The organism is Paenibacillus sp. oral taxon 786 str. D14, from assembly GCF_000159955.1.
Taxonomy (GTDB): domain Bacteria; phylum Bacillota; class Bacilli; order Paenibacillales; family Paenibacillaceae; genus Fontibacillus; species Fontibacillus phoenicis.
This window is the reverse complement of sequence record NZ_GG695971.1, coordinates 302,364-327,394: the sequence shown is the minus strand read 5'-3', so window position 1 is coordinate 327,394 and position 25,031 is coordinate 302,364. Positions and strand designations below refer to the sequence as shown.

The 25,031-nt window shown below is 53.2% G+C and carries 26 protein-coding genes; 21 read left to right on the top strand and 5 right to left on the bottom strand.

The genetic code is table 11. The features are described from left to right. Nucleotides 1-133 precede the first annotated feature (133 nt). The 5 genes from POTG_RS04515 to POTG_RS04495 all read left to right on the top strand — a co-directional run bounded on the left by POTG_RS04515 (nucleotide 134) and on the right by POTG_RS04495 (nucleotide 4,089). Nucleotides 134-346, top strand: coding sequence for a hypothetical protein (locus POTG_RS04515; RefSeq protein ID WP_009223621.1), 213 nt, complete (start codon nucleotides 134-136; stop codon nucleotides 344-346). 148 nt (nucleotides 347-494) lie between these two features. Further along, the gene (locus POTG_RS04510; protein ID WP_009223620.1) at nucleotides 495-845 is read left to right on the top strand and encodes a hypothetical protein; all 351 of its coding nucleotides are present in this window, start codon (nucleotides 495-497) and stop codon (nucleotides 843-845) included. A gap of 42 nt (nucleotides 846-887) precedes the next feature. Next, nucleotides 888-2,780: a Mu transposase C-terminal domain-containing protein gene (locus tag POTG_RS04505; protein WP_009223619.1), complete on the top strand. Its 1,893-nt coding sequence runs from the start codon at nucleotides 888-890 to the stop codon at nucleotides 2,778-2,780. A gap of 1 nt (nucleotide 2,781) precedes the next feature. Further along, nucleotides 2,782-3,738, top strand: a complete 957-nt coding sequence (locus POTG_RS04500) for an AAA family ATPase (RefSeq protein WP_009223618.1) — start codon at nucleotides 2,782-2,784, stop codon at nucleotides 3,736-3,738. A 165-nt stretch (nucleotides 3,739-3,903) separates the two neighbouring features. After that, a complete protein-coding gene (locus POTG_RS04495) occupies nucleotides 3,904-4,089 on the top strand; it encodes a hypothetical protein (protein WP_036644170.1) in 186 nt (61 codons plus the stop codon). On the opposite strand, the gene POTG_RS04490 is transcribed toward POTG_RS04495, so the two are convergent. Continuing rightward, a complete protein-coding gene (locus tag POTG_RS04490) occupies nucleotides 4,086-4,757 on the bottom strand; it encodes a hypothetical protein (RefSeq protein ID WP_009223616.1) in 672 nt (223 codons plus the stop codon). The genes POTG_RS04495 and POTG_RS04490 overlap by 4 nt on opposite strands. Before the next feature lie 92 nt (nucleotides 4,758-4,849). Here POTG_RS04490 and zapE point away from each other — a divergent pair, with 92 nt between their 5' ends. From zapE to POTG_RS04435, 12 genes are all read left to right on the top strand, one after another. After that, nucleotides 4,850-5,788, top strand: a complete 939-nt coding sequence (gene zapE / locus POTG_RS04485; protein WP_009223615.1) for an AFG1/ZapE family ATPase — start codon at nucleotides 4,850-4,852, stop codon at nucleotides 5,786-5,788. A 22-nt stretch (nucleotides 5,789-5,810) separates the two neighbouring features. Next, the gene (locus POTG_RS04480) at nucleotides 5,811-6,302 is read left to right on the top strand and encodes a host-nuclease inhibitor Gam family protein (RefSeq protein WP_009223614.1); all 492 of its coding nucleotides are present in this window, start codon (nucleotides 5,811-5,813) and stop codon (nucleotides 6,300-6,302) included. After that, the gene (locus POTG_RS04475; RefSeq protein WP_009223613.1) at nucleotides 6,299-6,538 is read left to right on the top strand and encodes a hypothetical protein; all 240 of its coding nucleotides are present in this window, start codon (nucleotides 6,299-6,301) and stop codon (nucleotides 6,536-6,538) included. The genes POTG_RS04480 and POTG_RS04475 overlap by 4 nt, the downstream gene beginning before the upstream one ends. After that, nucleotides 6,522-6,644 (top strand): hypothetical protein, encoded by a 123-nt coding sequence (locus POTG_RS25090; RefSeq protein ID WP_269724324.1) that lies wholly within the window; start codon nucleotides 6,522-6,524, stop codon nucleotides 6,642-6,644. Before POTG_RS04475 ends, POTG_RS25090 begins: the two co-directional genes overlap by 17 nt. Then, a complete protein-coding gene (locus tag POTG_RS04470) occupies nucleotides 6,622-7,053 on the top strand; it encodes a regulatory protein GemA (RefSeq protein WP_009223612.1) in 432 nt (143 codons plus the stop codon). The genes POTG_RS25090 and POTG_RS04470 overlap by 23 nt, the downstream gene beginning before the upstream one ends. 102 nt (nucleotides 7,054-7,155) lie before the next feature. Then, complete coding sequence (locus POTG_RS04465) at nucleotides 7,156-7,818, top strand: peptidoglycan recognition protein family protein (RefSeq protein WP_009223611.1); 663 nt, start codon at nucleotides 7,156-7,158, stop codon at nucleotides 7,816-7,818. 33 nt (nucleotides 7,819-7,851) lie between these two features. Further along, nucleotides 7,852-8,181: a sigma-70 family RNA polymerase sigma factor gene (locus tag POTG_RS04460; RefSeq protein ID WP_036644167.1), complete on the top strand. Its 330-nt coding sequence runs from the start codon at nucleotides 7,852-7,854 to the stop codon at nucleotides 8,179-8,181. Nucleotides 8,182-8,299: 118 nt separating this feature from the next. After that, the gene (locus tag POTG_RS04455; RefSeq protein WP_009223609.1) at nucleotides 8,300-9,190 is read left to right on the top strand and encodes a Mu-like prophage major head subunit gpT family protein; all 891 of its coding nucleotides are present in this window, start codon (nucleotides 8,300-8,302) and stop codon (nucleotides 9,188-9,190) included. Nucleotides 9,191-9,239: 49 nt separating this feature from the next. After that, entirely contained in the window at nucleotides 9,240-9,512 is a 273-nt protein-coding gene (locus POTG_RS04450; protein ID WP_009223608.1) for a Mor transcription activator family protein, read from the top strand. A gap of 211 nt (nucleotides 9,513-9,723) precedes the next feature. Beyond that, nucleotides 9,724-12,006: a phage tail tape measure protein gene (locus POTG_RS04445; protein ID WP_232282227.1), complete on the top strand. Its 2,283-nt coding sequence runs from the start codon at nucleotides 9,724-9,726 to the stop codon at nucleotides 12,004-12,006. Nucleotides 12,007-12,319: 313 nt separating this feature from the next. Further along, a complete protein-coding gene (locus tag POTG_RS04440; protein WP_009223606.1) occupies nucleotides 12,320-13,207 on the top strand; it encodes a carbohydrate ABC transporter permease in 888 nt (295 codons plus the stop codon). Next, a complete protein-coding gene (locus POTG_RS04435) occupies nucleotides 13,207-14,037 on the top strand; it encodes a carbohydrate ABC transporter permease (protein ID WP_009223605.1) in 831 nt (276 codons plus the stop codon). The genes POTG_RS04440 and POTG_RS04435 overlap by 1 nt, the downstream gene beginning before the upstream one ends. 658 nt (nucleotides 14,038-14,695) lie before the next feature. On the opposite strand, the gene POTG_RS04430 is transcribed toward POTG_RS04435, so the two are convergent. Further along, complete coding sequence (locus tag POTG_RS04430) at nucleotides 14,696-15,430, bottom strand: AAA family ATPase (protein WP_009223604.1); 735 nt, start codon at nucleotides 15,428-15,430, stop codon at nucleotides 14,696-14,698. A 16-nt stretch (nucleotides 15,431-15,446) separates the two neighbouring features. Continuing rightward, the gene (locus POTG_RS04425; RefSeq protein WP_232282226.1) at nucleotides 15,447-17,045 is read right to left on the bottom strand and encodes a glycoside hydrolase family 43 protein; all 1,599 of its coding nucleotides are present in this window, start codon (nucleotides 17,043-17,045) and stop codon (nucleotides 15,447-15,449) included. 123 nt (nucleotides 17,046-17,168) lie between these two features. Here POTG_RS04425 and POTG_RS04420 point away from each other — a divergent pair, with 123 nt between their 5' ends. Continuing rightward, nucleotides 17,169-18,209, top strand: coding sequence for an LLM class flavin-dependent oxidoreductase (locus POTG_RS04420; RefSeq protein ID WP_009223602.1), 1,041 nt, complete (start codon nucleotides 17,169-17,171; stop codon nucleotides 18,207-18,209). Here POTG_RS04420 and POTG_RS04415 read toward each other — a convergent pair. Both POTG_RS04415 and POTG_RS04410 read right to left on the bottom strand, forming a co-directional pair. Then, nucleotides 18,164-19,693 (bottom strand): response regulator transcription factor, encoded by a 1,530-nt coding sequence (locus POTG_RS04415; protein WP_009223601.1) that lies wholly within the window; start codon nucleotides 19,691-19,693, stop codon nucleotides 18,164-18,166. The genes POTG_RS04420 and POTG_RS04415 overlap by 46 nt on opposite strands. Before the next feature lie 16 nt (nucleotides 19,694-19,709). Next, nucleotides 19,710-21,470, bottom strand: a complete 1,761-nt coding sequence (locus POTG_RS04410; protein WP_009223600.1) for a sensor histidine kinase — start codon at nucleotides 21,468-21,470, stop codon at nucleotides 19,710-19,712. Nucleotides 21,471-21,676: 206 nt separating this feature from the next. Here POTG_RS04410 and POTG_RS04405 point away from each other — a divergent pair, with 206 nt between their 5' ends. The 3 genes from POTG_RS04405 (at nucleotide 21,677) to POTG_RS04395 (ending at nucleotide 24,787) form a co-directional block, all read left to right on the top strand. Further along, complete coding sequence (locus POTG_RS04405) at nucleotides 21,677-23,002, top strand: ABC transporter substrate-binding protein (protein WP_009223599.1); 1,326 nt, start codon at nucleotides 21,677-21,679, stop codon at nucleotides 23,000-23,002. A 73-nt stretch (nucleotides 23,003-23,075) separates the two neighbouring features. Further along, nucleotides 23,076-23,957, top strand: a complete 882-nt coding sequence (locus tag POTG_RS04400; RefSeq protein ID WP_009223598.1) for a carbohydrate ABC transporter permease — start codon at nucleotides 23,076-23,078, stop codon at nucleotides 23,955-23,957. After that, the gene (locus POTG_RS04395) at nucleotides 23,957-24,787 is read left to right on the top strand and encodes a carbohydrate ABC transporter permease (RefSeq protein WP_009223597.1); all 831 of its coding nucleotides are present in this window, start codon (nucleotides 23,957-23,959) and stop codon (nucleotides 24,785-24,787) included. Before POTG_RS04400 ends, POTG_RS04395 begins: the two co-directional genes overlap by 1 nt. Nucleotides 24,788-25,031 lie beyond the last annotated feature (244 nt).

The window sequence follows — 25,031 nt, the reverse complement described above, 5'->3', positions numbered from 1 at the left end:
ACGAAAATGATGTTGACTTTGCGTCTTATAAGACATATAATAAGATCGTGGGCGGTAGACTCCCATAAAAATAATATCATTTAAGACGCAAGCTGACCATGACTAAGAATGTCGAACAAAGGAAGGTGATCGGATGGCACGTAAAAGGCCCGTCACAGCATTCGGTTGGGAGATCAAGAGACGATTGGCCGAAATGCAGCTTGACCAGCGAGAATTCTGCGAAAAGTACAACATCCCGGAAAATCGCCTTGGTGACCTCATCACCGGAGCGCGTAAGGCAACCAGATACCGGCAACAAGTGGAAAGAATACTCGGCATCCAATATCTCGAACAGCAAGCCAAATAGAATACTCCGCTGTAACCCCCCCGAATCTTTCCCCGACTCATAGCCCCGCAAGTCGCCTCGCTGCTCTGTGAGCAGCAACGGAACGAATCAGCAGCCCCGCTGACCGTCCGGATATAAGAGACTTTATCAAGAAGGGAGAATCGGCAATTTGGAACGTGAACGGAATCATTCATTAGAGTTGCAGCCGCTGGATTCCAAAGACAGGCTGCATCGAATTGAGCACCGCTGGATGTATAACGAAGAAGCCGTTGCGCTGGAGAAACTCCTTACTCGCAAGCATATCATGCAAACACACATTCTGTATATGGAAGAGCAGGCACAACAGATCGGTGACGAGATATGCCGGATGAAAGCGCGACTGAGCACCTATCTCGGTGAACTGCGCCCTCTCTACAAAGCACATAACGAACTGGTTGAGCAAATCGCCAAGGTACAAAACGGCGAACTGGCTGCGGCGAAAGTGGCTGAAGCCTACGCCCCGCGTGAGGAACAAGCATAATCCGCTCTTTGAAAAATCGGAAGCAAAGGAGGTATGCACCGCATGGAACTAACCGTCAAGGATTATGCCTCCCTCACCAACCAGAGCATTCGACACGTTCGTCGCAAGATCAGCGAAGGCGAATTGAAAGCAAAAGTCGGAATCGTCAATCAACAAGAGGCGTACCTGATCGATGCGAGCCAGCTCCCTTCCGATGTGTACCGAAAGCTTCTCAAAGAGCAGAGGCAAGAGGAAATGGAGGCGGTAGCTGAAGCGGTCAACTGGCTCGAAATCCGTGAGAAATTCGGTGTCGAAGCAGAGGATGCGATCCTACAGCGGCACAAGTGGGTACGTGAGGCGATCCGCTACGAATCGGAGGAAGGGACAGAGAAGAAGAAGCTCGCACTCGCGGGCAGGATCGGCGTGAGCAAAGCGAAGTTGTACCGCTGGGTGCAGGCGTACAAGACGGAAGGCATTATCGGACTCATTCCGAAGCCGATCCGCAAGCATTTGGAGGCGAAAGAAGTGACCAAACAGTTCCGAAGCATGGATGAGGCGGCGGTCAACTTCGTCAAAGCGCTGTACTTGGAACACGAAGAGACGTTTCAGCCGAAAGTCGCATGGGTGTATCGGCAGCTCCTTGACGCAGCGAAGGAATACGGCTGGAAGATCGGGAGTCGGGCGACATGCTACCGGGTGATTGAAGAGATCGCGCCAACGGAAAAAACCTATGCGCGGGAAGGGTTGGAAGCGTGGCAGCGCAAGATGCTGCACAAGATACGTCGCGAATTCAAGAGCCTGCTCGTCAACGAAGTTTGGAACGGCGATACGCACGACCTCGATTTCTTCATCGAAGTGGATGGCAAGCCAATCCGGCCGCAGCTCATTGCATGGCAGGATGTTCGTTCCCGTGGCATTGTCGGATACGTCATAACGCTGCAAGGCAACGGATACCGGATCGGGAAGGCGATGAAAAACGGCATTTTGAAATTCGGACTGCCGCAGATCGCTTACTCCGACCGTGGTAAAGACTACGATAGCAAATACTTGGAGATGTTTTACGAAAGGCTTGGCATTCAAAAAACGCTTTGCCTTCCTCGCTGGCCGAACTCCAAACCAATTGAAAGGTTCTTTGAAACCTTAACAAACAACTATACGCGCTTTTGGCCGGGCTATTGCGGCAGCGATGCAAAAAAGAACCGCCCTCCCGGTTTTGATGAAAAGAAGCTGTGCGAACAAGGCAAGCTCGTGACGCTGGAAGAGGCGATCAAACTCATCGATGAGGCCATCGACGACTACAACAACACGATACATAGCGAACTCGGATGCACACCGATGGAAGTGCTTCTCAATAATGAGCCTGCACGACCAGGGAAAGTCGATGAGCGGACACTGGATTTCGCCCTTACGAAAGAAGGTGAGCGGAAGGTTCAGCAAGATGGCGTTCACTTCCGCAACCATGAATATTGGTGCGAAGAACTGCATCCCCTGCGCGATAAGTACGTCACGATTTACTACGATCCGGACGACATCAGCCAGCTTATCATTTATCACGAAGGCAAGCCCGTCGGCGTCGCCGAAAACAAGCGTCTTCGCTTCTTGGGCGCAACCGAGGAGGACTTGAATGAACATTTGCGTTCGCTTAAACGTGAGAAAAAACGTGTCGAAGAGCGGATTCGAAGCTATCAGGAAAACACGCTGGAGGGCGCAATCGAGAAACGGCTGCGCCGAGGGCCATCCCTGCTGGAGGGCAAGACCACAAACAAGCCGGATAGCGACAACAACAAGGTGACGCTACTCACCGGACATGAGCGGCAGGCCCGCGAAGTGGACAAGCAGCGCAAGACGGCAAGGGCAAAGCAGAAAATCGAAGATAACGAACTGGCAACGAAGTCGCTACACGACAGCGCGGCCATCGCATTAAGCAGAATCAAAAAAGCACAAGGAGGCAGATAGCATGCCAGCGCAAAAAGACGAAGCAGTACGCAGCAAGCTGGACGAGTTGATCCGGCGCGGCATCAAGGTGACTGACCTTGCGGCAAGCCTTGAGTTCTCCCACTCCACCGTATCACGGTATATCCGAACGGATTACATGAGCGAAGCCTTGCAGGAGAAGGCGCGGGCATTCCTGATCGAAAATGGATATTTGCAGGATGAGCAGGCCGCGACAACGGAAGCGCAGGAGATTAGCGAATTTTACCTGACCCGGATCGCCGCCGAAGTGATCGGCGTATGCGAGCAGTGTTTCGAGCATCGCGACATTGGCGTGATCGTCGGGGAGTCCGGCATCGGCAAGACGACTGCGCTCAAAAAATACGTCGAATCCAATCCGCAGGCGGTGTACATCCGGGCGAACGCAAACATGACGCAGAAGGCGCTGCTCAAAAAGCTCGGCGCGGCCATTGGTCTCCAATTCGATTACATGGACATTAACGCGATGATGGAAGTGCTGATTGAGAAGCTGGCCGACACGCATTACATCTTCTTGATCGACGAGGCCGAGTACCTGATTAACGTGAACAGCCCCTCACCGATGCGCAAGCTGGAAATGCTGCGGACGCTGTACGACGAGACGGAGACATTTGGACTTGTGTTGTGCGGGATGACGCGATTCAAGGGCTTCCTGATGCGTGGGACGAGCATGAAGGAGAATCTGGCGCAGTTTTGGAACCGGGTATTCCGGGGACGGGAGTTCGGCGGCACGAGCCGCGAAGATGTGGAGCCGATCATGGGCGATCTGCACATGCCGGAAGACGGTCGGCAGGAAATCGTTGCCCGGTCGCTGGCGAACGGCGGCAACATGCGGCGGTTCATGAAGCTGCTGGAGAGTTGCATGACGCTGACCAAGAAAAAAGGAGCAAGCATAACCCGCGATGTCGTACGCCAAGCGGATACGCTGCTCCTCCGGTGGTAGCTTCATGCGGGAAGCTGCCTCCCCAAGCCAAATGCTATACAGGTAGTAGACCGATTATAGCATACACAGCGGCGATACAACAAGCCGAAACACCCCGCTTAAAAGGGGATGTGAATGGCCTCCTCCACCTGATGATGACAGACCATGAAAGGTGGTGAACAAACGATGAAAGAAGCCAGACTTCTAAAAAGGAAGGTGGATATATCGGGCACTGTATCGATTTTCGGCCAAAAGTGCCATGCCCCTTCCCTCCTCGATCACATCGGGGAAACGGTTCACATCTTGGAGAGTGCGGACAAATGGATTCTGTTTACCGACCAAGAGCAGTTTATCGCTTGCTTGGCACGCTAATTCTCAAAGTCAGGTTCGAGACTGTTCCAGTCGCCGACAAGAAACAGACGGAGGGCGGGGACGAGCGCATCAGGAATCTCTACCATTTCATCCTTGTGGAAAGCCATAAGCAGATGCAGGTGACGGATGAAGGCGAACGATTTCAAGATCACTCCCCGCTGAATCTCTTGATCGGCTACGAGAAACTCATCGAACATCTCTTCCTTTGTCTGGCAAGCAGCCATCGATTCACATAATTTCCGAACTTCGGGCGTATCCCACTCGGCGGAATCAGCTTCATGTCGATATTTGAGAAGCAGCGCTCTTGGGATCAACATGCTAATGCGGTGTGAGAATTCCATATAAGCAGCTTCATAGGTGACGACCCTTGTTTTTGCATCTTCTTCCTGTTGAGTAGTCGAAAAATCAGCGTACAGCGGCATCTCTTCGGGGTGCAAGTCTCTCTCAATCAATCTTTGAATCTTGTCTTTGCTCAATTTTTGAAACTCGGCAACGACTTCGTGATAATCAACTATCCCTTTCTTGTATAAGACCCATAAAAGAGCGCGGGAAAGTAACTCCTCTCCGAACCATGATTCGGAGAGTTCAATACCAAGACGGGATTCTGCCAGAAAATTGCTGTACTTCTCTTTATCAAAAATAAGCGGAACCTGTTTCTTCTTCGCCACAATGACACCTCTTTCTTCTTTCGTCCTATTCTTAGTCTAGCAAAAACTGGCGAAGAAAAATATGTTGCCCAAACACAAGGAGGTCAGGACGATTGCAGCCAGCTACTCGTTCATTAGAACAGATGCTGGAGGAAGCCAAGCAGCGGTACAACCTCATGTCGGTCAATCCGGGCTACTTTCGGCATCACATCACCGAACTGGACGAGCACGATGTGTCCGATGAAGTCATTACCTCCTCGGCGCTTGTGCTGCGAGAGTTCATCAAAGACCGCGAGACATGCGCAGCCTGTCCGGGCTATGAGAACTGCCCGAAGGATGCTTTTGTCGGGTACATGCAGCGACTCGACTTCTCATCCCCGCGCTACATCGGCGTGAAGATCGAGCCATGCCCTTCCTTTCTCTCCTATCAGGAGGAGCAGCGCTGGCAGAAGCTGCTCCAGTTATCAGGCAAGGCGGCTAGCGACAAGGACTTCACGTTCGAGAATTACCCGGATATTCAGAAGCAGCGGCACAAGAAGCTTTGCGCGTACATTTACAAGTTCGCCACGACCTACGAGCCGGGCAGCGATCAAAGCGGCGTGTACATCTACGGAAGCCCCGGAACGGGCAAAACGCATCTGGTGCTGGCGATGGTGAACCGACTTGAACAGCGGCGCATTCCGGTGCTGTTCATCCGCACCGACGCCATCTTCCGCAACATGCGCGGCATGCTCTCCCGTAAGGAATCGCTGGATCACCTCATCGAAGCGTACTGCACGGTGCAAGTTCTCGTCATTGACGAGTTCGCCCAAGAGGCCGGAACAGAGTTCACCATCGACGTGATGTTCGAGATTATCAACGCAAGATTCACAAGCAAGCTCCCGACCTTCTTCACAAGCAACTACAAGCCGTCCGAAGCCTACGCGAAAGCCATGCGCAAACACGGACTGGAAGAAAAGGTCGAGGCGATCCGCAGCCGTTTGGACAAAATGGCCAAGCACGCGCAGATGACGGGCGAAGATGGCCGGAAGAAGGATCGGGAAATTCTATAAAACTAGCAGAAAGGATGATTCTATGAGCAAGAAGAAAGCGGCTCCTCTCTATCAAAGCTGGGACGAAGTAAACAATGCCATGCGGCAGATCGCGGAGATCGACCGCACCATTCAAGCCACCGAAGCCGAACTGAACCGCAAGATCAGTGAACTGAAAGTAGAAGCGGAAAGCGTTGCCGCCCCGCTGCTCGCCGAGAAAGCCGAACTGGAGAAACACATTCAGGCGTTCACCGAGTCGCGTATCGACGAATTCAAGGACAGCAAAACGAAATTTCTCACGTTCGGCGAAGTTGGCTTCCGTAAAGCGACGAGCATTGTGACTCGCAACGTCAAGGCGATCATCGAGGCTTTGAAACAAAACCGTATGGCCGACTGCATCAAAGTGTCGGAGAGCATCGACAAGGAAGAACTGGCCAAATATGACGACGCTTCACTGGAGCGTGTCGGGGCCAAGCGCAAGATTGAGGACAAGTTCTTCTATAAGCCAAGCGTGGAAAGGATTGAAGCGCCATGACCACAACGCCGAAAACAAAGCACGCCAACACCCCGCAGACCCGGCTCAAGACGATCCAGCAGCCACAGGAGATCGCCGTTCGCATCAGCAGGCGCGTCAGCGGCGGGGAACTTGGCAAAATGCTGCAAGGCGTGACGGCGTTCACGCAATGCTTTGACGCAGGCGATGAGTACGAAGTGACGCTCCAAGTGGACAAAGTGATGAAGGAGGATGAAGCTCATGAACCGACTGTCTAAAGAGATCGCGGAGCAGATCGTAAGCGGCGATGCCGACCGCAGCCCGTGGAATCACGTCACCATCGAAGAAATGGAGGCAGCATATGAAAATGGGAGTCTTGATTAAAACGCCGCCTCAGATGCTTCGCAAGATATGGGCGCTGGCACGAGAGGTCAGCATCACGGAGGACGATCTTCGCGCCATCGTCCAGCAAGTCACCGGGCAAAGCAGCCTATCTGGTCTGACGAAACCGCAGGCAAGCCTCATCATCGACCGACTGAACGAATATGCGGGCAAGACGCAACCAAGACCGCGAAATCGCCTCTCGAAAGCGCAGCGGTGGAAGATCAAAGAGCTGGAGAAGGCGCTCGGATGGGATGACGAGCCGAAGCGCCTGTCTGGCTTCATCAAGAAGTTCTACAAGGTGGATCGCATCGAGTGGCTGACGCCGCAGGCTGCGGGAAGGCTGATCGAGTCGCTGAAGAAGATGGCGGAAAGAGAAGCCCTAGAATCGTCTTTTGAGGCACAAAACTAGCGAATGGGTATAAAACCATTCGGAAACAGCTAGACCCCCGTTATAACGCGTTATAACGGGGTCAGAGAACGAGATAGCATGAGCGGGTAAACCGAAAGGAGAATGAGGAAGGTGAACTACCGGATTGACCATATCCCGAAGACGACAGGGAATAATCGCCGTCCGGGCTATTCGATGGAAGCGACGACGATCACGATCCACAACACGGGAAACCCGTCCTCCACGGCAGCGAATGAACGCGCGTGGCTGACGAACCCGAGCAACGAACGCACCGCATCGTATCATATTGTCATCGACGAACGCGAAGCCATCGAGTGCATCCCCCTGACGGAAAATGCGTGGCATGCCGGGGATGGTAGCGGCGTAAAGAGCGGGAACCGGACATCCATCAGCGTTGAAATCTGTGAGTCGGGCAACTTTGACAAGACGCTCGACAATGCCGCCGAACTGATTGCCAAGCTTCTGCGAGAACGGGGCTGGGGCGTGGATCGCCTACGCCGCCACTTTGATTGGAGTGGCAAAATCTGCCCCCGCCTGATGTACGATGGCGGCACATGGGCGGGCTGGGAAGCATTCAAAAAAAAGGTGGCGGCCAAGCTGGCCGCGAAGGAGGAAAAACCGATGCTGAAACCGGAAGATGCAGAGAAAATTATCGCCTTCCTCGGCGCAGGTTACAAGGCCACGGAGTCGAAGGAAGCGCGGGACGAATTTCACCGTTTGGCCAACGAAGTCCGCAAGGCGGCGGGGCTTCCCGTCCAGTCCTGATCTTCACATGACGGCTTCGGGCAGGTGATGGCAATGGGAAAAGCAAAGGAGCCTTGGTTCAAAGAAGCGGAATATTGGATTCAGTCGTATCCGGAACTCAAACGGAATTTGCCTCCCTCCCCTGACTTGTTTACCCTTCATCAATTCAACCGGGTAGACATGATCGAGCAAGCGTTAAGCGAGTTAAACGAGGAGGAACGCAAGTTACTTGACCTGCTCTATCGGCAGAAAAAATCGTATATCGCTGTTTCGATAGCGATGCATATGAGCGAAACAACCGTGTACCGGGCGAAAATCAGATTGCTGTACAAGTTGGCGAACCGATTCGGCATCGAATCAAAAATCAGGGAGAGGGCGCAATAGCTCCTCTCTTTTTGTTTGTCAATCTGAAAGTTTCCCCCTGTATTCCCCCGGTAAAATAGGGACAACAAGAGAGCGAAGCATACTTGATCGATAACAAATCAAGGAGGAGAAACGACAGATGATTATCAATCAACAGGCATTAAACGGCCTGTACACCAATTTCAAATCCATATTCAACGAGGCCTTTCAGAATACGGTCACCAACTGGGAGAAAGTTGCGACCAAGGTTCCTTCTGTCACACGCGAAGAAAATTACAAATGGCTCGGCCAGCTACCGCGCATGCGGGAATGGATCGGCGATAGAGAGGTTCAAAATCTTGGTGCTTTCGACTATACGATTAAGAACAAAGATTTCGAGCTTACCGTCGGGGTAGAACGAAACGACATTGAGGATGACGCGATAGGCTTGTACACGCCGATTATCCAAGACTTGGCCTATAACACCGCGACCTTCCCTGATGAGATGGTATTCGGACTATTGAAAGATGGCTTTACAAATCTCTGTTACGATGGCGAACCGTTTTTCTCAGAAAACCACAAGATCGGTGACAAAACAGTCAGCAACAAGAGCAACCAAAAGTTGACTATCACCTCTTACGCTGCCGCTCGACAAGCGATGATGAGCTTGGTGAACGAACAAGGGAAAAGCTTGAAGCTTATTCCGAACCTGTTGGTAGTCGCTCCAGCGAACGAAGCAGCAGCGCGTAAAGTGCTAAAGGCCGATATGATCGACGGAAGCACGAACATCTACAAAGACTCGGCGGAATTGCTTGTAATCCCTGATTTAGCGGGTGCAGACGATGCGTGGTATCTGCTTTGTACGACGAGGCCGTTAAAACCCCTGATTTATCAGGTGCGAAAAGAGCCGGAGTTTGTTTCCCTGACCAGCGAAAAAGATCAGAACGTGTTTATGAAGAAACAGTTTTTGTACGGAGTAGACGGGCGCTCGAATGCGGGTTACGGGTTCTGGCATATGGCTTTCGGCAGCGATGGCACACAAGTGGATTAGCGGAAAATACGGATAAACAGACGAAAACAACAGTCAGGAGGAAGTTCGTATGGAAGACCAATGGATGCAATGGATTACGCTGGATTCGCTTCCCGATCAATACCGAGAAATCGCTGAAGAAATCGGGATTGAAAACTTTTTGAAGCTGGTCAAGCTGTATGGAGGCGATGAACTCTATTTACCGAATTATGACTTCTTTATTCGTCCGGTGCGCAACCAGATGATTCGAGAAGAATATAACGGGTTTAACCGCCATGAATTAGCCCGCAAGTACAAGCTGAATGAGCGAACAATCCGTCAGATCGTAAAGGATGTAGGGTAAACGATTTGACGCGTGGGGATTCAACGGAAAGGAGGTGAAAGACGTTGAGCCTTGATTCAGTGTTTAAGCTATCCGTCATCGTCAACATGATCGACCAACTGACCGGCCCAATGGGCGGATCAATTCGACGGTTTCTGGATCGGTAAGCAAACTCGACAAACTCAATCAAAGTTTCGGCGATATGACGCAGTCCGGTATGGGGATCGCGGCGATGGGCACTGGTATGGTGGCCGCAGCACTTGCCCCTGTCCAAGCCACATTTGAAACCAAAAGGGCGCTCGGCGTTTTGAAATCGATGGGCGTGGAAAACTTCAAGGCGCTGGAGGATGCGGCAACAAGCTTCTCCAATACGTGGGCAGGAACGACGAAAGCGGAGTTTCTGCGAGCGGCCACGGACATCAAGGGCGGAATCGACTCCCTGACGGACGAAGGCGTTGCGCAGTACACGGAGATCGCAGGGATTACAGCCAAAGCAACTGGCGCTACCATCGACCAGATGACATCGCTGTTCGCGACCGGATACGGTATCTACAAAGATTACTATAGCGATCTATCTGACCTTCAGTTCGCGGAAATGCTGTCGGCTGGTCTGGCTGACTCGATCCGGGTGTTCAAAGCGGACGGGAAAAGCATGGCCGACAGTATCTCTACGTTGGGGGCAGCGGCCACGACAGCGCAAGTTCCGCTCGAAGAGCAGCTCACGGTGCTCGGGATGCTTCAGGCTACGATGAGCGGCAGCGAGGCGGGAACGAAATATAAAGCCTTCCTCCAGTCAGCGGCACGGGCAGGAACGGAACTTGGATTGAAGTTCACGGATGCGAATAACCAGCTCCTGTCCATGCCGCAGATTTTAGAGAAAATGCGCGGAAAGTTCGGCGAAACGATTGACGCTGCCGAGAAAATGCAGATTCAGAAAGCCTTCGGGACGGATGAAGCAGTCGCTCTCATCGACTTGCTCTACAGCAAGACGGGCAATCTTCAGGAGAACATCTTGACGATCTACAACTCGATGGGCAAAGGTACAGCCCTCGCGAGGGAAATGGCCGATGCAATCAACAATACGGAACCAGAGCAGTACGAGCTTCTGAAGCAACGCATCCACAACGTAATCGCGCAGATTGGGAACCAGTTACTCCCTACCTTCCACTCCTTCATGGACAAAGCAGAGGAATGGACAAGCAAGATCAGTGAATGGATCGGCAAACATCAAGAACTCGTGAAAGTGCTGATGCTGGGCACTCTGGCCATCGGCAGCGTACTGATGGTGGCTGGCGTTCTGATGACTACCTTCGGAGCTGTCGGGGTAGTTGTAACGAAGTCAATAGGTGTCTTCCGAGGGCTCGTGACGGCGGTAAGGGCCATACCCGACCTACTCCTGACGGTGCGGATCATGGCGATGTATGCCGGGGATGCGATCAAGGCCGGGTTCAACAATATGGTGATCGGGGCCCGGATGGCAATTACAAGCATGAAGAACGTCGCGCTTGGTATGGCCAACATGGCAAGACAAGCGATTCTCACCGCTGTTCGCGCGATGCCGGGACTGATCGCCTCTGTGTGGAGTTTTACGGCGGCCCTGCTCGCGAATCCTGTTACATGGATCGTTGTCGGTATCGTCGCATTAGTGGCCGCGCTCATTTTGCTCTGGCAGAACTGGGACGCTGTTGTTTCGTGGATACAAGGCGTTTGGAGCGGTTTCGTGAGTGGTATTCAAGTCGGATTTGACTGGATACGCAATCTCTTTGCGGGGATGCCGCTCTGGCTGCAAATCGCCATCGCCGCCTTCATGCCGTTCATTGGGATTCCGATGCTCATTATCACGCATTGGGACTCCATCGTCGCCTTCTTCACGAATATGTGGACTCGAATCAAAGACAGCTTCATAAACGGTATCAATGCCATCAAGGAATTCTTCATGGGTGTTCCGGGGTTCTTCAGGGAAAGCGGCGCGAAGATCATTGACACGCTTGTCGAAGGTATCAAGAGCGTATCCATGAAGCCGGTTGAAGCGATAAAAAGCATCTTCCAGAAAGTAAGAAATCTCCTCCCCTTCAGCGACGCCAAGGAAGGGCCGCTCTCCGAGTTGACCCTTTCGGGTCGTCGGGTACTTGAAACGATTGGCGATGGGATGGCGCAGCGGCAGAACGTACCTGCTGAAATGACTGAACGCGCTTTCTCTAAGGTACAACTGCTGCCGGAATTCGGGGCGATTGACGCGCAGGGGCCGAATGCAATGGACGTACTTGCACAGGATTCGTCCCAGCTCGATCTGTCCGGTAGTCAGGATGTCAAGAAGATCAATCTCCGCGAAATCGTAAGAGAGAGATCGGAAACCACTACGACCACCAAGGAAACGGACGGCGGCACGACTATCGAGAAACTCGAACTTTCTATCGACATCACCAAGCTGAAGGACTTGCAAACCTTGTTCAAGCTCGTGAAAGAGATCGAAGATCATGTCAATGCGAACGGGGCTACCCCGTCACCCGTATAAGAAACGAATAAGAGGATAACGATTCGGACAAGAACCGAAAATCGTTATCCTCAAAACGCGAAAGTAATTCGTTAGATTTATGCATAAATGTTGAATATTGCGGCTCTCCGACTTCTCAAAAAAAGTGAGAAAAAGTCGCAAATTTTGTGAGACGCGACACGAGTTCACCTTTTTACCCTTAACTGTTTTCTTAAATCCATTTTGACGGCAAAACCGCTGTTTTATAATCATTATAGTCGAAAAAGCCCAAGTGTATAGGGGAGACGGTAACACCGCTGTTTAAACCAATACGTCACGAAAAAGAGGTGCCATTATGTTCAAACTAGGGAGAAAACGGGACGAGAAATTAGAGTTTGGCGCATTTACCCTGCCGATTCTAATTGCCATCATCGCGGTCTTCTATTATCCGTTTGTCATGACGATCCGTTATTCCCTGACCAAGTGGAACGGGATATCCAAGCATCCGAAATTTATCGGACTGGACAATTTCAAGCAAATTTTCATGGGCGACGCGAACTTCTCGCAGGCCGCCTGGTTTACGATTAAATACGCGATTCTGTATATCGTAATCATCAATGTACTGGCGATTTTGCTGGCGCTGGTGCTGGATATGAAGCTGAAGACGACCAACTGGCTGAGAGCCGCCTTCTTTATTCCGTACATTCTCAGCTTGGTGATTGTCGGCTTTATCTGGAAGTTCATTTTTATGCAAGGCTTTGAGTCCCTTGGCGAAAGCACCGGATGGGGCATATTCTCGCTAAGCTGGCTGGGGGAACCCGGACTCGCCTTCATTTCGATATTGTTTGTCTCCATCTGGCAATCGATTGGTTTTTACATGGTCATTTACATTGCAGGTTTGCAATCGGTTCCAGATGACTTGAAGGAAGCAGCAACCGTGGACGGCGCGGGCCCATTCCGCAGATTCTTTAACGTGACGCTGCCGCTGCTTGCACCATCGATTACGATCTCCGTCTTTATGGCGTTGACCAACTCGATTAAGGTATTTGACGTCATCCTGTCCTTGACCGGCGGCGGCCCTGGCGGCACGACGTACAGTGTGGCGTACGACATTTACCGCGATACGTTCCAGAACAACCTGTACGGCTATGGTACAGCGAAAGCGCTGATCCTGTTCGTCGCCGTGCTGATGATTACAGCGATTCAGCTGACGATCTTCAAACGCAGGGAGGTTGAGGCGTAATGAAAAAGAATACGGCTGGCCGCATCATCCTGGAAATCGTGATGGTGCTGCTCTCAATCCTGTTCCTGTATCCGTTGTTCCTGACGATCATCAACTCGCTGAAGAGCTTCTCCGAGGTCATGACCGACGTCATCGCCTTGCCGAAGAAGCTGGCTTTCGAAAACTACAGCTATGTATGGGAGTTTATCAACTACCCGCGGCTGTTCCTGAATAATGCGGTGGTGACCATCCTCGGCTTGGCCGGGATCGTGTTGATCTCGTCCATCGCCGCGTACAAGCTGGCCCGCACGAAATCCAAAGCCAGCTCGATCATCTACTTTATCTGCATCATGCCGATGCTGATTCCGTTCCAATCGATCATGCTGACGGTGCTGCAGATGGCGAAGAACCTCCATCTCTCCGACAGCACGTGGGGACTTGGTATTCTGTACTGGGGCTTCGGCGCTCCGCTGGCCCTGTTCATCTACCACGGCTTCGTGAAGGGGATTCCGAAGGAAATCGACGAAAGCGCTACGATCGACGGCGCCTCCGGCTTCCGGTTATTCTTCAGCGTCATCTTCCCGCTGCTGAAATCGGTCACCACTACGATCATCATCATCGACGTAATGTGGATCTGGAACGACTTCCTGCTCCCATTGCTGATGGTTAACGGCTCGCCGGCAACCAAAACGCTGACGCTGGCCGCATACACCTTCGTCGGACAATACACCTCCGACTGGCAATATGCGATGACCGCTATGGTGATGGCGGTACTGCCTTCGATCATCGTCTTTATCTTCCTGCAAAAATACATCGTCAAAGGCGTTGTCGCCGGCGCGGTGAAAGGGTAATGAATACAGCCCCTGGTCCAATGGATCGGGGGCTGTTTGCGCGCTTAGACAATAACTGCAAAAGTGTCAAAAGTACAGTTATATTCGGCGAAAACCCGAAATTCCGGCGAAAGCCCCCTCATAAGCGTTAGATTCTCAACGCCCCCGTTTTGGGCCCAATAGCGTTGCTGGCAAGCGTTAGAGCGCAGGTTCGCCATTGCGCCTAACTGCGCTTACCTGCTACGAACCCACCAGGCGACGTGTGCAGCTCCGGCTAACGCTTGCCACAGCGCTTATTTGCGCCAAATGAGGGGGATTTCATTTCTAACGCTTGCCAACGAGCTTATTTGCGCCAAAAGGCCCCGTTTCGAGGGGGAAACCGGCAAATAAGCTCTCTCATAAGCGTTAGATTCTCAACGCCCCCGTTTTGGGCCCAATAGCGTTGCTGGCAAGCGTTAGAGCGCAGGTTCGCCTCAACGGTGTTCGCCGGAGCCCATCAACGCACACGAGTTCCCTCACCGAGTCAGCGGCCCACTCACCGCGATATCGACTCGCTCAGGCTACAGTGGCTTGCTCACGTGACAGCACTCGCTCACCGCAACAGCAAACCCGCACCGGGACTGACATGACTTTGTAACACGTAGATAACTCAACAATATGAGATGTCTTCTTCATTTGCCTAAACCAAGTCCCCCTCGTCCTCGTCTTCATCCTCAAACAACGTGTGAAGCACGCTGTTCCGGTTTTCGAGGAAACGACGCGTAATTTGGTAGTGATCCGTATCCTCGTAACGGATCCGCCCCAGCTGATCGCCATCGAAATTCAGGATGTCCGCGTCCGGATAACCCATCAGAATCGGCGAATGGGTAGCTATGATGAACTGGGCACGATCCGATAAGTCGTGGATGATCCGCAGTAATGACAACTGCCGGGCCGGGGACAAGGCGGCCTCCGGTTCGTCCAACAGATAAATGCCCCGGCTGCCAAATCGATACTTGAACAAGCTGAGGAACGACTCGCCATGCGATTGACTGTGTAAGGACACCCCGCCGTAGGCCCGCGTTGCTGCGACATCATCGATATGCGAGGCAAATGAATAAAACGATTCCGCCCGCAGAAAGAAGCCGTTCGTCACTTTCGGGTTCCATGAGAGACGCAGATAGTCGCCAAGCGCCGATTCCGATCGGTCCACCTCGTAGACGTTGTTTCTCCCGCCCCCGGCTGGATTAAACCCGCATTGGTAGGCAATCCCCTCCAGTAACGTGGATTTTCCCGAACCGTTCTCCCCGACAAAAAAGGTGACCGGACGGCGGAGATGAAGCTTATTCATCTTCCGGACCAGCGGGAGCGAGAAAGGGTACTGGTGGAAGGAGGGCATTTTCTCCTTCAAAAGCGTTACCTCTCTTAAATACACCCTCTTACTCCCCCCTTCACATTGAGAATGAATCAAGCTCCTTATAAATAAAATAGTCGAAATCGGCAGGCTTGCGCATCCCGCTGAGGTCCTGGGCGCAGACGCCAAGGAAGGTGCCGGTGAAGCGCACTTTCTCTGCGGGATCGTCGGATAGGTGGCTAACGTCAACGGCTTCGCCTACGGCATGCCAGGTTTCCCCGTCCAGGCTGTAGTAGAAGCGTGCCAGCTCGCGTTCGATGACCACCCGCAGCCAGCAGCGCGAAGCCCCTTCGATCGAGATGTCTTCCGCCAGCAGCTCGTCGTAGACGCCATATTTTGTCTGGATCAAATTCAGGCTCTTGCCTTTCGTCTCATCTCGGGAAATCCGCAAATACACATGATCGTTCGTATCGTAAAACACGGTCAGGCCGGCCATCTGCTGGAACGTCTCCGGCTCGAACTCCACCACCGTCTCCGCCAGGCAATGGAACGATTGCTGCCGCCGCGCCACCAGACTCTGCCGGAACAGCGAGTTCATCGACTCACGGCCATACAAGCGCAGGAAGCCAGGGCGCTCGCGAAGCGTCAGCCAATCCTCCGTGGCCGGAACGCGCAGCGTGCTCCAATGCACCCCCAGCGTCACCGCCTCGAAATCATCCCGTTCCGGCTCCGGCTCAAACGGGTGCGGCGGTAAAGCGGGAGCGGGCACCTTCACCTGCGGCTCATTCCCGCCGGTTTCTAACCGGAACCAGCCGTCTTCCGTCCAGAAGCCGCGCTGGATCGCCGTTTCCCGACCGAGCGTGCAGTAGATGTCCTTCGTTGGCCGCCCGGTCAGGTGCACCATGTACCACTCGCCCGTTTGCGTCTCGACCAGCGAGCCATGTCCCGCCTTTTGCAGCTCCAGGTGCGGTTTGCCCGACGAGGTGAGGATCGGATTGGTTGGGTCCACTTCATACGGTCCGTCGATCGTCCGCGACCGGGCCATTGTGACCGCATGATCGTAATACGTGCCGCCTTCTGCGGTAAGCAGGTAGTAGTAGCCGTTTCTTTTATACAAATGCGGGCCTTCGGTTAACCTAAGCTCGGTGCCTTGGAAAATATTTTTCACCGGACCCACCAACTTCTGCTGCTTCGGATCATATTCTTGAAGCACGATCCCGGCAAACCGGTTCTTCCCTTTCCGGTGATCCCACAGCATGTTGACCAGCCATTTGCGCCCGTCGTCATCATGGAACAAGGAAGGGTCGAAGCCGCTGCTGTTCAGATAGATCGGATCCGACCAGGGGCCGCGGATATCCGGGGCGGTGACCAGAAAGTTTGGAGTGTCCTTGAATGCGCCGTGGCGGCTTTTGACATCGGTATAGATCAGATAGAACAAGCCGTTATCATAGCTGAGGCAGGGGGCCCATACCCCGCAGGAGCCGGGGTTGCCCAGCATGTCCAGCTGAGACACCCTTGTCAACGGGTGACCGATGAGCTGCCAGTGCACGAGATCCCGAGAATGATGAATCTGCACACCCGGGAACCACTCGAAGGTAGAAGTCGCAATATAGTAGTCATCTCCGACCCGCAAGATCGAGGGATCGGGGTTAAAGCCGCGTAAAATCGGATTCGTGATCATTGGACGTTCGCTCATAATTTCCTCCCGTTCAAAACTGTTATCGATTTGATTATTGTTTTTTTCGCTCATTTCTTTAAATTCGATTATAATAGAAATTAGGTTTTTGCATTTCATTCCTGCCTAAGGAGGCTAGATTTTATGCCTGATTCAAGAACAACCAACGATTCATCGCATCGTTTATCCCATATTCCGGTCTCGATTCTCGACCTCGCGCCGATTACCGCCGGCAGCACCGCGGCCGAATCGCTGCGCAATTCGCTGGACCTCGCCCAGCATGCCGAAAACTGGGGTTATCACCGCTATTGGCTTGCGGAGCATCACGGCATGCCCGGCATTGCCAGCTCGGCGACCTCCGTCGTGATCGGTCACATCGCCGGCGGCACCAAGAAGATCCGCGTTGGATCCGGCGGCATCATGCTGCCAAACCATGCGCCGCTCGTCATCGCTGAGCAATTCGGCACGCTGGAGTCGCTGTACCCGGGGCGGATCGATCTCGGCCTCGGTCGGGCGCCCGGCTCCGACCCGCTGACCTCGCACGCGCTGCGGCGCGGGCCGGGCAGTGACGGGCAGGATTTTCCGGAGCGGCTTGCGGAGCTGCGGAATTACTTCCAGCCCGTCTCCGGCTCATCGATGCGCGTGCGCGCGATTCCCGGCGAAGGCCTACACATCCCGATCTGGCTGCTCGGCTCCAGCGGCTTCAGCGCGCAGCTGTCCGCCCAGCTCGGTCTGCCGTTCGCCTTCGCCAGCCATTTCGCGCCGGACTACTTGCTCCCGGCGCTTGATCTGTACCGCACGCACTTCCGCCCGTCGGCGGAACTGGCGAAGCCTTACGCGATGATCGGCGTGAACGTGATCGTCGCCGATACCGATGCGGAGGCCCGCCGTCTGGCGACCTCCCAGCACCAGCAGTTCTTGAACCTGATCCGCCGGCGTACCTCACAGCTTAACCCGCCGGTGGATCAGCTCGATTGGACGCCGCAGGAGCAAGCGGTGGTTGAACGCCAGCTCAGCTATTCGGCAATCGGCTCACCGGAGACGGTGCGGAACCGGCTGGAGCACTTGCTGGCGGAGACCGATGCCGACGAGATCATCGTCGCGGCCCAGATCTATGACCACAAGGCCCGTTTGCGTTCTTACGAACTGCTGTCAGAGCTGTTCGGAGGACAACGCTCCTTGTAATCCGACGGACTGTATCCCGTGTACTCCTTAAAGACTTTGGAGAAATAGTGCTGATCGCTGAACGATAAGGCGTCAGACACTTCTTTAATTCGCATTTCCGGCTTGCAGGCGATCAGCCTGCAGGCCTCTTTGATTTTTAGGCCGGTATAATACTGCACGAACGTGCTTTGAGCATATCTCTTCATGACCCGGCTGACGTACGAGGGGCTGACGTGAAATTTCTGCGCCACATCGGCGAGCGAAAGATACGAGTACAGGTTGAGCTTGACGTATTCCTCGATTTGCCGAAACAGCTCCTCCCCGCTTTTCCGGTTCAACGCCTGCAGCCACTCGAAGGATTGCTTGGCCCATTCCAGCAGGTTCTCACCAAACCTCTCAAAGCTGTCGGCTTCAAGCAAACGGCGGGAGGAAGCCTCGAGCTCCAGCCGATGCCCGGTCTCCTGATCGCCTCCCGCTTGCGAGAAGGCATCGGCCAAGAGCGCGACGAACCGTTCCAGTTCCGCCAGCCGAATGTTGTCGCCGGACCATTTGGTCAGCAGTTCATTCAGCTTCAACAAGAACTGCTCCTTCCTCCGCCCCAGAATGAGCTCGGTAAAGGCTGCCGCGGTCGCCCGATCCAATTCGGATCCCTCCGGTTTGCCCAACGCATGGGTAATCTCCGTATCCATCACGATTCCCTGGTGAATAGGCTGCCGTTCGTCCAAAATGCCTGACATGCGGTGATACAGCTCAGGCAGCCGATCTGGGTCCCCGGACTGCAGCTGTCCGCCAATCGTCGCCGCAAGCCCAGCCGCCTCCAACGCTTTGCGGACGAACTCAAGGCATTCATACACCGAGGAATACGAGTCCACCACGGTTTTTGGCACCAAAGCAAGAAATTGACCGGGCACTTGAGTCGGGAACACCCAGCACAGCTGCGGAGCAAATAAAGCATCCAATCTGCGCTGAAGCTCATCCGCACGCCAAAGCTCCCGCACGCCGGCAAACGGCTGCCTCCGGATGAGGATCAACAGCTTTCCGTAATGACGGAATTGGTCCCCGAGCTGCAGTTCCTCGTAAACCTCCGGAGCTACAATTTCCTGGAATAGCTCCGCTTCACTGGGAATCCGGCTGCGGAGGCGCTCAAGCGCCCGTTCCATCACTTCCGACAGCTGCTTGCGTTCGACGGGCTTGAGCAAATAGTCAAACACCTGCAAATTAATCGCTTTGCGCGTGTATTCGAAATCGTTGTATCCGCTGATCAAAATAAATAACAGCTGCGGGCGGATCTGCTTCGCCTGTTCAATGAACGCGAGGCCGTCCAGCTTCGGCATGCGGATATCGGTCAGCACCAAGTCCACCGGCTGCTGCCGGACGAGCTCCAACGCTTCCTCTCCGTTGGCCGCCGTGGCCGTCACCTGAAACGGAAGCTCCAGGGAACCCAGGAGCGTTCGAATGTTCCGCAAGATTGGTTTGCTGTCTTCCACGATCATGACGTTGTACATGCTGTGCCCTCCTCGTTCAGTAGAAGTCCTTCGTTAACGAACCGATGATCTGAACCGTGGCGCCCTTTTCCCCATCCGCATGGTTAAACAGATTGAAGAACAGCCGGTTCTGGTACATTAACTTCAGTCGGCCTACGCTGTTCACGATGCCCATGTTGCCGATCGAGGCGGGCCGTTCGTCCCCCTCTCCGGCAGCAGCTTCGCTCTTCCGCAGGTTGTCCATGATTTCATTGATCTTCCCGGGCGGAAACCCGTCTCCGTTATCCTTAATCTCCACCGCCCATAACCCGTTGAACTGCTTCACCGTAATCTTGATCCGCCAAGGCGGGTCGCTGTGGGTGAAGGCATGCTCGATGCAGTTCTCCACGAAGGGCTGGAGCACCAGCCGTGGCAGCTGTACGTTCCGCGCCGATTCGTCCGCATGGATCTCCCAAACGAGATCGTCTTCGTACTTTTGCTGGACGAGGGACAAGTAGTGCCGGGTATGCTCCAGCTCGTCGGCTAAGGTGACATGCACGTATGGTGAAGATACGATGTAACGCAAGCTGTCCGATAAGTGCTTGCACATATCGGTGACGACATCGGTCTTGCCCTCCTGGGCCGCGATGCTGATCAAATACAGCACGTTATGGATAAAATGCGGTGCAATTTGAGCCTGGAGCGCAGAGTTTCGCGCCTTGACCTCCTCGTGCAGGGCGATTTTCTCCCGTTCAATCGATTCTTGCAGCCGTTCCATCAAATCCTGAAAGGCCTCGTTTAATAGAATTAAATCGTTATTTTGCGTAGGGTTGTCCCATTTGAGATTCATATTGCTATAGCTGATCCGCCAAATCTGGCTGCGCAGCTTCCGGATCGGCAACAGCAGATTTCGCGTAGAAAAATAAATATATACGAAAGACAACAGCATCAACGACGTAATCAGCAGAATGGACAAGTATTTCACCGAGTTGACGGGCCCCAGCACATCCTGCTTGGGTGTCACCAGATAGGTTGTCCACCCGGTGCTTTCCGACCGGGCGTAAGCTACATAGTTCCCGTGATCGTCCACATACACACCGTCAACTGGATTTCGTGCGGTCAGCTCGGCAAGCTCCTCGTCGGGGATGGAACCGACCACCGGCTCACCATTCCGGTCCAAAATGTACACCTGGCCGCTGCCCACGCCTTGCGAAATTCTTTGCAAGAACGCATTGTCCAACAGGATGCTCAGATATCCGAATACGGTGCCGTTCTGATTATTAATTGAACGAATAAACGAAACGGCCTCTCCCTGCCGTTCCAGGATATATCCGCTGCCGCTCCAGCTTCCGTCGATGAGGCTCTTCTTCAGATAGCTCTCGAAAGAGGCCGCGTCCCCTTGTAACTCAATATAGGACACGATCTTGCGGCCGGCCTTGTCGTAAATCACCATATCCTTGATACTCATTCTGGGGCCGATGGCCTGAAACATCAGATCCTTCAGCCTGCGGCTTTGATTCAGCCGTTCGAGATTGACGTCGGTTTGATAACCTCTCTCCAGGATCGAGAAGAGGTCCTTGCTGGATAGGATCCGCTGTGACAGTTGGTTTTGGCTGTCCACATAGTCGTCGAGCTGCTGGCTCACCTTGGTCGCCGCCGCCAGCTTGGCCTCCACCGTTTTCTCCTTCAGCGGTTTGATGACGACCAGATTCACGTAGACGATAAAGCAACCAAGTATAAACAGAAGCAAAGCCACAAAAGTTAAAAAGACTTTATTTTGCAGGCTAAGCTGACTTCTGCGGAGGAAGAAAGGTTTCATGACGTTGGCTTGGGCCTCCTTTGGCTATGGCCAGGTTGCATTAGGATGGTTTAACTGTACCACTTCGCTTCACGTCATGACAACGGTTACAAGTTCACAATTTTACACCTCATCAGTCACCCTCAGACATGTACCTTAGACTCCCAGAAATCTATAATCAAGTTGCAAGCGCATTCAAAGACATATCAAACAGAGGGGGATTTGCCTTGAATTACGCACTGAAAAGAACAACCATCGCAGTCATCGCGGGTTTGCTGGCGCTATCGCTCGCAGCCTGCGGATCCGGAGGCGCCAAGTCCAACAACGCAGCACAAGACGGCAATAACAGCGGTGCCGCCAAGGGCGACAAAGTCACCATCGAGTTAGCCATCTCTAAGAGCTCGCAGGACTCCGCCTTTATCCAACAAGATATCCTCGACGAATTTGAGAAGCAGACGAACATCAAAGTTAATTTGCAGCTGATCCCAGCCGAGCAAACGACAACCGTCCTGCAAACGAAGCTGGCCGTTGAAGAAACGCCGGACATCATTCAATACAATCTGGCCAGCGCAACCACGGACCTAAATCTAGAGCGCAACTTTGAGATTCTTGATAACGAGCCTTGGGCCAGCCGGATTTTGAACAAAGACGTCCTTTCCGCTTACGGGCATATTTACAGCTTCCATGTCAGCCAAGATACAGGGATGCAAGGCGTTGTGTACAACAAGGACATCTTTGCCGACCTGGGCCTGTCCATTCCGAAGAACTTTGAAGAGTTCCTCGCTGTCTGTGAGAAGATCAAAGCCAGCGGAGTTACTCCAGTATTTATGCCGTACAAGGACAACTGGGCCGCGAATATTTGGCCGGCTGCCGCTTTTGCGAACTTCGTAGCCAAGAACGATCCAACCTTCTTCGACGACCTGAACAGCAATAAGAAAAAATGGTCCGACATCCCAGAATTCCAAACGTTCCTGCAGCAGCAGTACGAGGTGTATAAGCAAGGTTACACCAACGCCGACGTTCTGAGCGACAGCTACGATATGGCGGTGGGTAAATTCCTGAACAAGGAAGTTGCCATGATGTTCATGGGCGACTGGCTGATCGAAGGCGTGCTCAAGCAGGATCCGAACATGCGCCTTGGCGTCTTCCCGATCCCTTCCGAGGAAGATGCAAGCCTGGGTGCCAGCCCGCTGGGCGGTCAGCTGTTCATTCCGAAGAAAGCCAAGCACTTGGCGGAAGCCAAAGAATTCCTGAACTTCTTAGGCTCGAAAGAAATCGCCCAAAAAATCGTCGATTCCAAAGGGTACGTGTCCAACCTGAGCGATGTCACTACGCCAGAATTGCCGGATTACAAGCAAGAAATCGTCGATAACTACATCACGCCGAAGAAAACCGTATTGACCACCGACGCCTACATGCTGGTTGACCGCAGCGAGCTTTATCGGCTGCTCCAAGACCAATTCGCCGGCGGATTAACCCCGGAAGAAGTGCTGAAGGCTTGGGACGAGAAGTTTAGTCAACTGATGGCAGATAAAAAAATCCCCGGTTTCTAAATCGGAAGAATGGCAGGCAGCATAAGTCCCGTCCGGGGGTTATGCTGCCCCAGTCCATAGTGGGGTGGAGAACATGAAATCAAAAGCATCGGTTAAAAATCTATATTCCTATTATCTCGTATTACCTGCGTTACTCATTTACACGATCTTTTTTGTCATCCCGGCGTTTACGGGCTTTTATTATTCCTTTACCGATTGGCGGCTGGATCGCCTGACGATCAAATTCATCGGATGGGAGAACTTCCAAAAGATCTTCTCCGATAAAACGCTGCTCCTCGCACTCAAAAATACCCTGATCTTCGCCGTCGTCACCGTGGTCGGGAAAAACCTGATCGGGATCGCCCTAGCGGTGGCACTCAATATGCGGCTCAAGACGCGGAACTTGCTGCGGGCAATTTTTTATTCCCCGTCCATCCTGAGTATCCTGGTCATCGGGATCGTGTTTACACCGATCTTGCGCACGGAAGGCGCGATCAACCGGATGTTCGATGCGGTTGGGCTGCACGCGTTAAGCCAAGCTTGGCTCACCAATCCGCATCTCGTCATTTGGACCATTGCCGTCATCTCGATCTGGCAGCATGCCGGCTTTCAGATGGCGATTTACTTGGCTGGACTGCAATCCATTTCCCAGGATTATTACGAAGCGGCCACCATCGACGGGGCCGGCTCCTGGAAAAAGTTCACGAATATCACGCTGCCGCTCCTGCTGCCAGCGATTAATATTAACCTCATGCTCACGCTGATCGGCGGTCTGAAGGTCTTCTCAGAGGTCTTCGTCTTGACAGGCGGAGGGCCGGGCAATGCTTCTCAAGTTGTCGGTACGATCATCTTGCGGTCCTTCGGCGAAGGAAGCTGGGGGCTGGGTACCGCCATCAATACGCTGTTATTCATAGCGGTCACGATCATTGCCATCCCGCTGCTCATCTTCATGCGGCGTAGGGAGGTCACCGAATAATGGGATTTACACGCAAACTCGCCATTCGTAACTATATTGTCGAAGGCCTTCTGCTGCTGGCTTCATTGCTGATTCTTTTGCCAGTGTTAATCATGATCTTTGGTTCCTTTAAGACCAGCGCCGAAGTGCTGGACTTCTCGCTTAAACTGCCCGAAAAGTGGATGTTCTCCAACTACGTGCGCGTTTTTGAAGAAGGCGGGCTCGCCCGGGCGTTCTGGAACAGCGTGTTGATTACCGGCATTTCCTCGATCATCAACATCGTGGCTTCCTCGGCCGCCTCCTTTATTCTGGCGCGGCGCGAGACGAAACTCGCCAATACGCTGTACATGTATTTCTTTATGGGCCTGATCGCCCCGATGTCGACGATCACGACCATCCGGATCGTGCAGGCGCTGGGCTTCTATGGCAGCATCACCAGCGTTATTCTGATCTACGCTTCGCTGAACACCGCCTTTAGCGTGTTTCTGTACAGCGGGTTCATTAAGACGATCCCAAAAGCGCTCGATGAAGTGGCGTTCCTGGAAGGCGCCAACGTGCTTGGCGTATTCTTCCGGATCGTAACGCCGCTCATCCTCCCGGTCAACGCCACCGTTGCGATCATGGTGTTCATGTCGGTGTGGAACGACATCACGATTCCGCTGTACTTCCTAACCGACAGCTCGACCTGGACGATGCCGCTGTCGATCTACAATTTCTACGGCAAGTACAGCCGGGAGTGGAACCTGATCTTCGCCAACCTCGTGCTGACTTCGCTTCCGGTATTCATTCTCTATCTGTTCGGCCAAAAATACATCGTCAGCGGCCTCACGGCCGGCGCGGTGAAGGGCTGATTGCAGCGGATGCGCATTTAATGAAGTGAGCCTGGGAGGAATTCCGGGCTCGCTTTTTTGGGGCAAAGGCCGCGTCTGAGTTAAACGAGCCGGCGACTTGGCAACTTGGTGGCTCCCTGCTGTAACGGACCGTAATGACGTTAATCCACGATTTCCCGACGATTTCCCGGTTTAACGGACACTCCAGCCCTTATTTGCCATTTCGCTATGGTACTAGGCAACGATTTGCCCAAATAACGTCTTC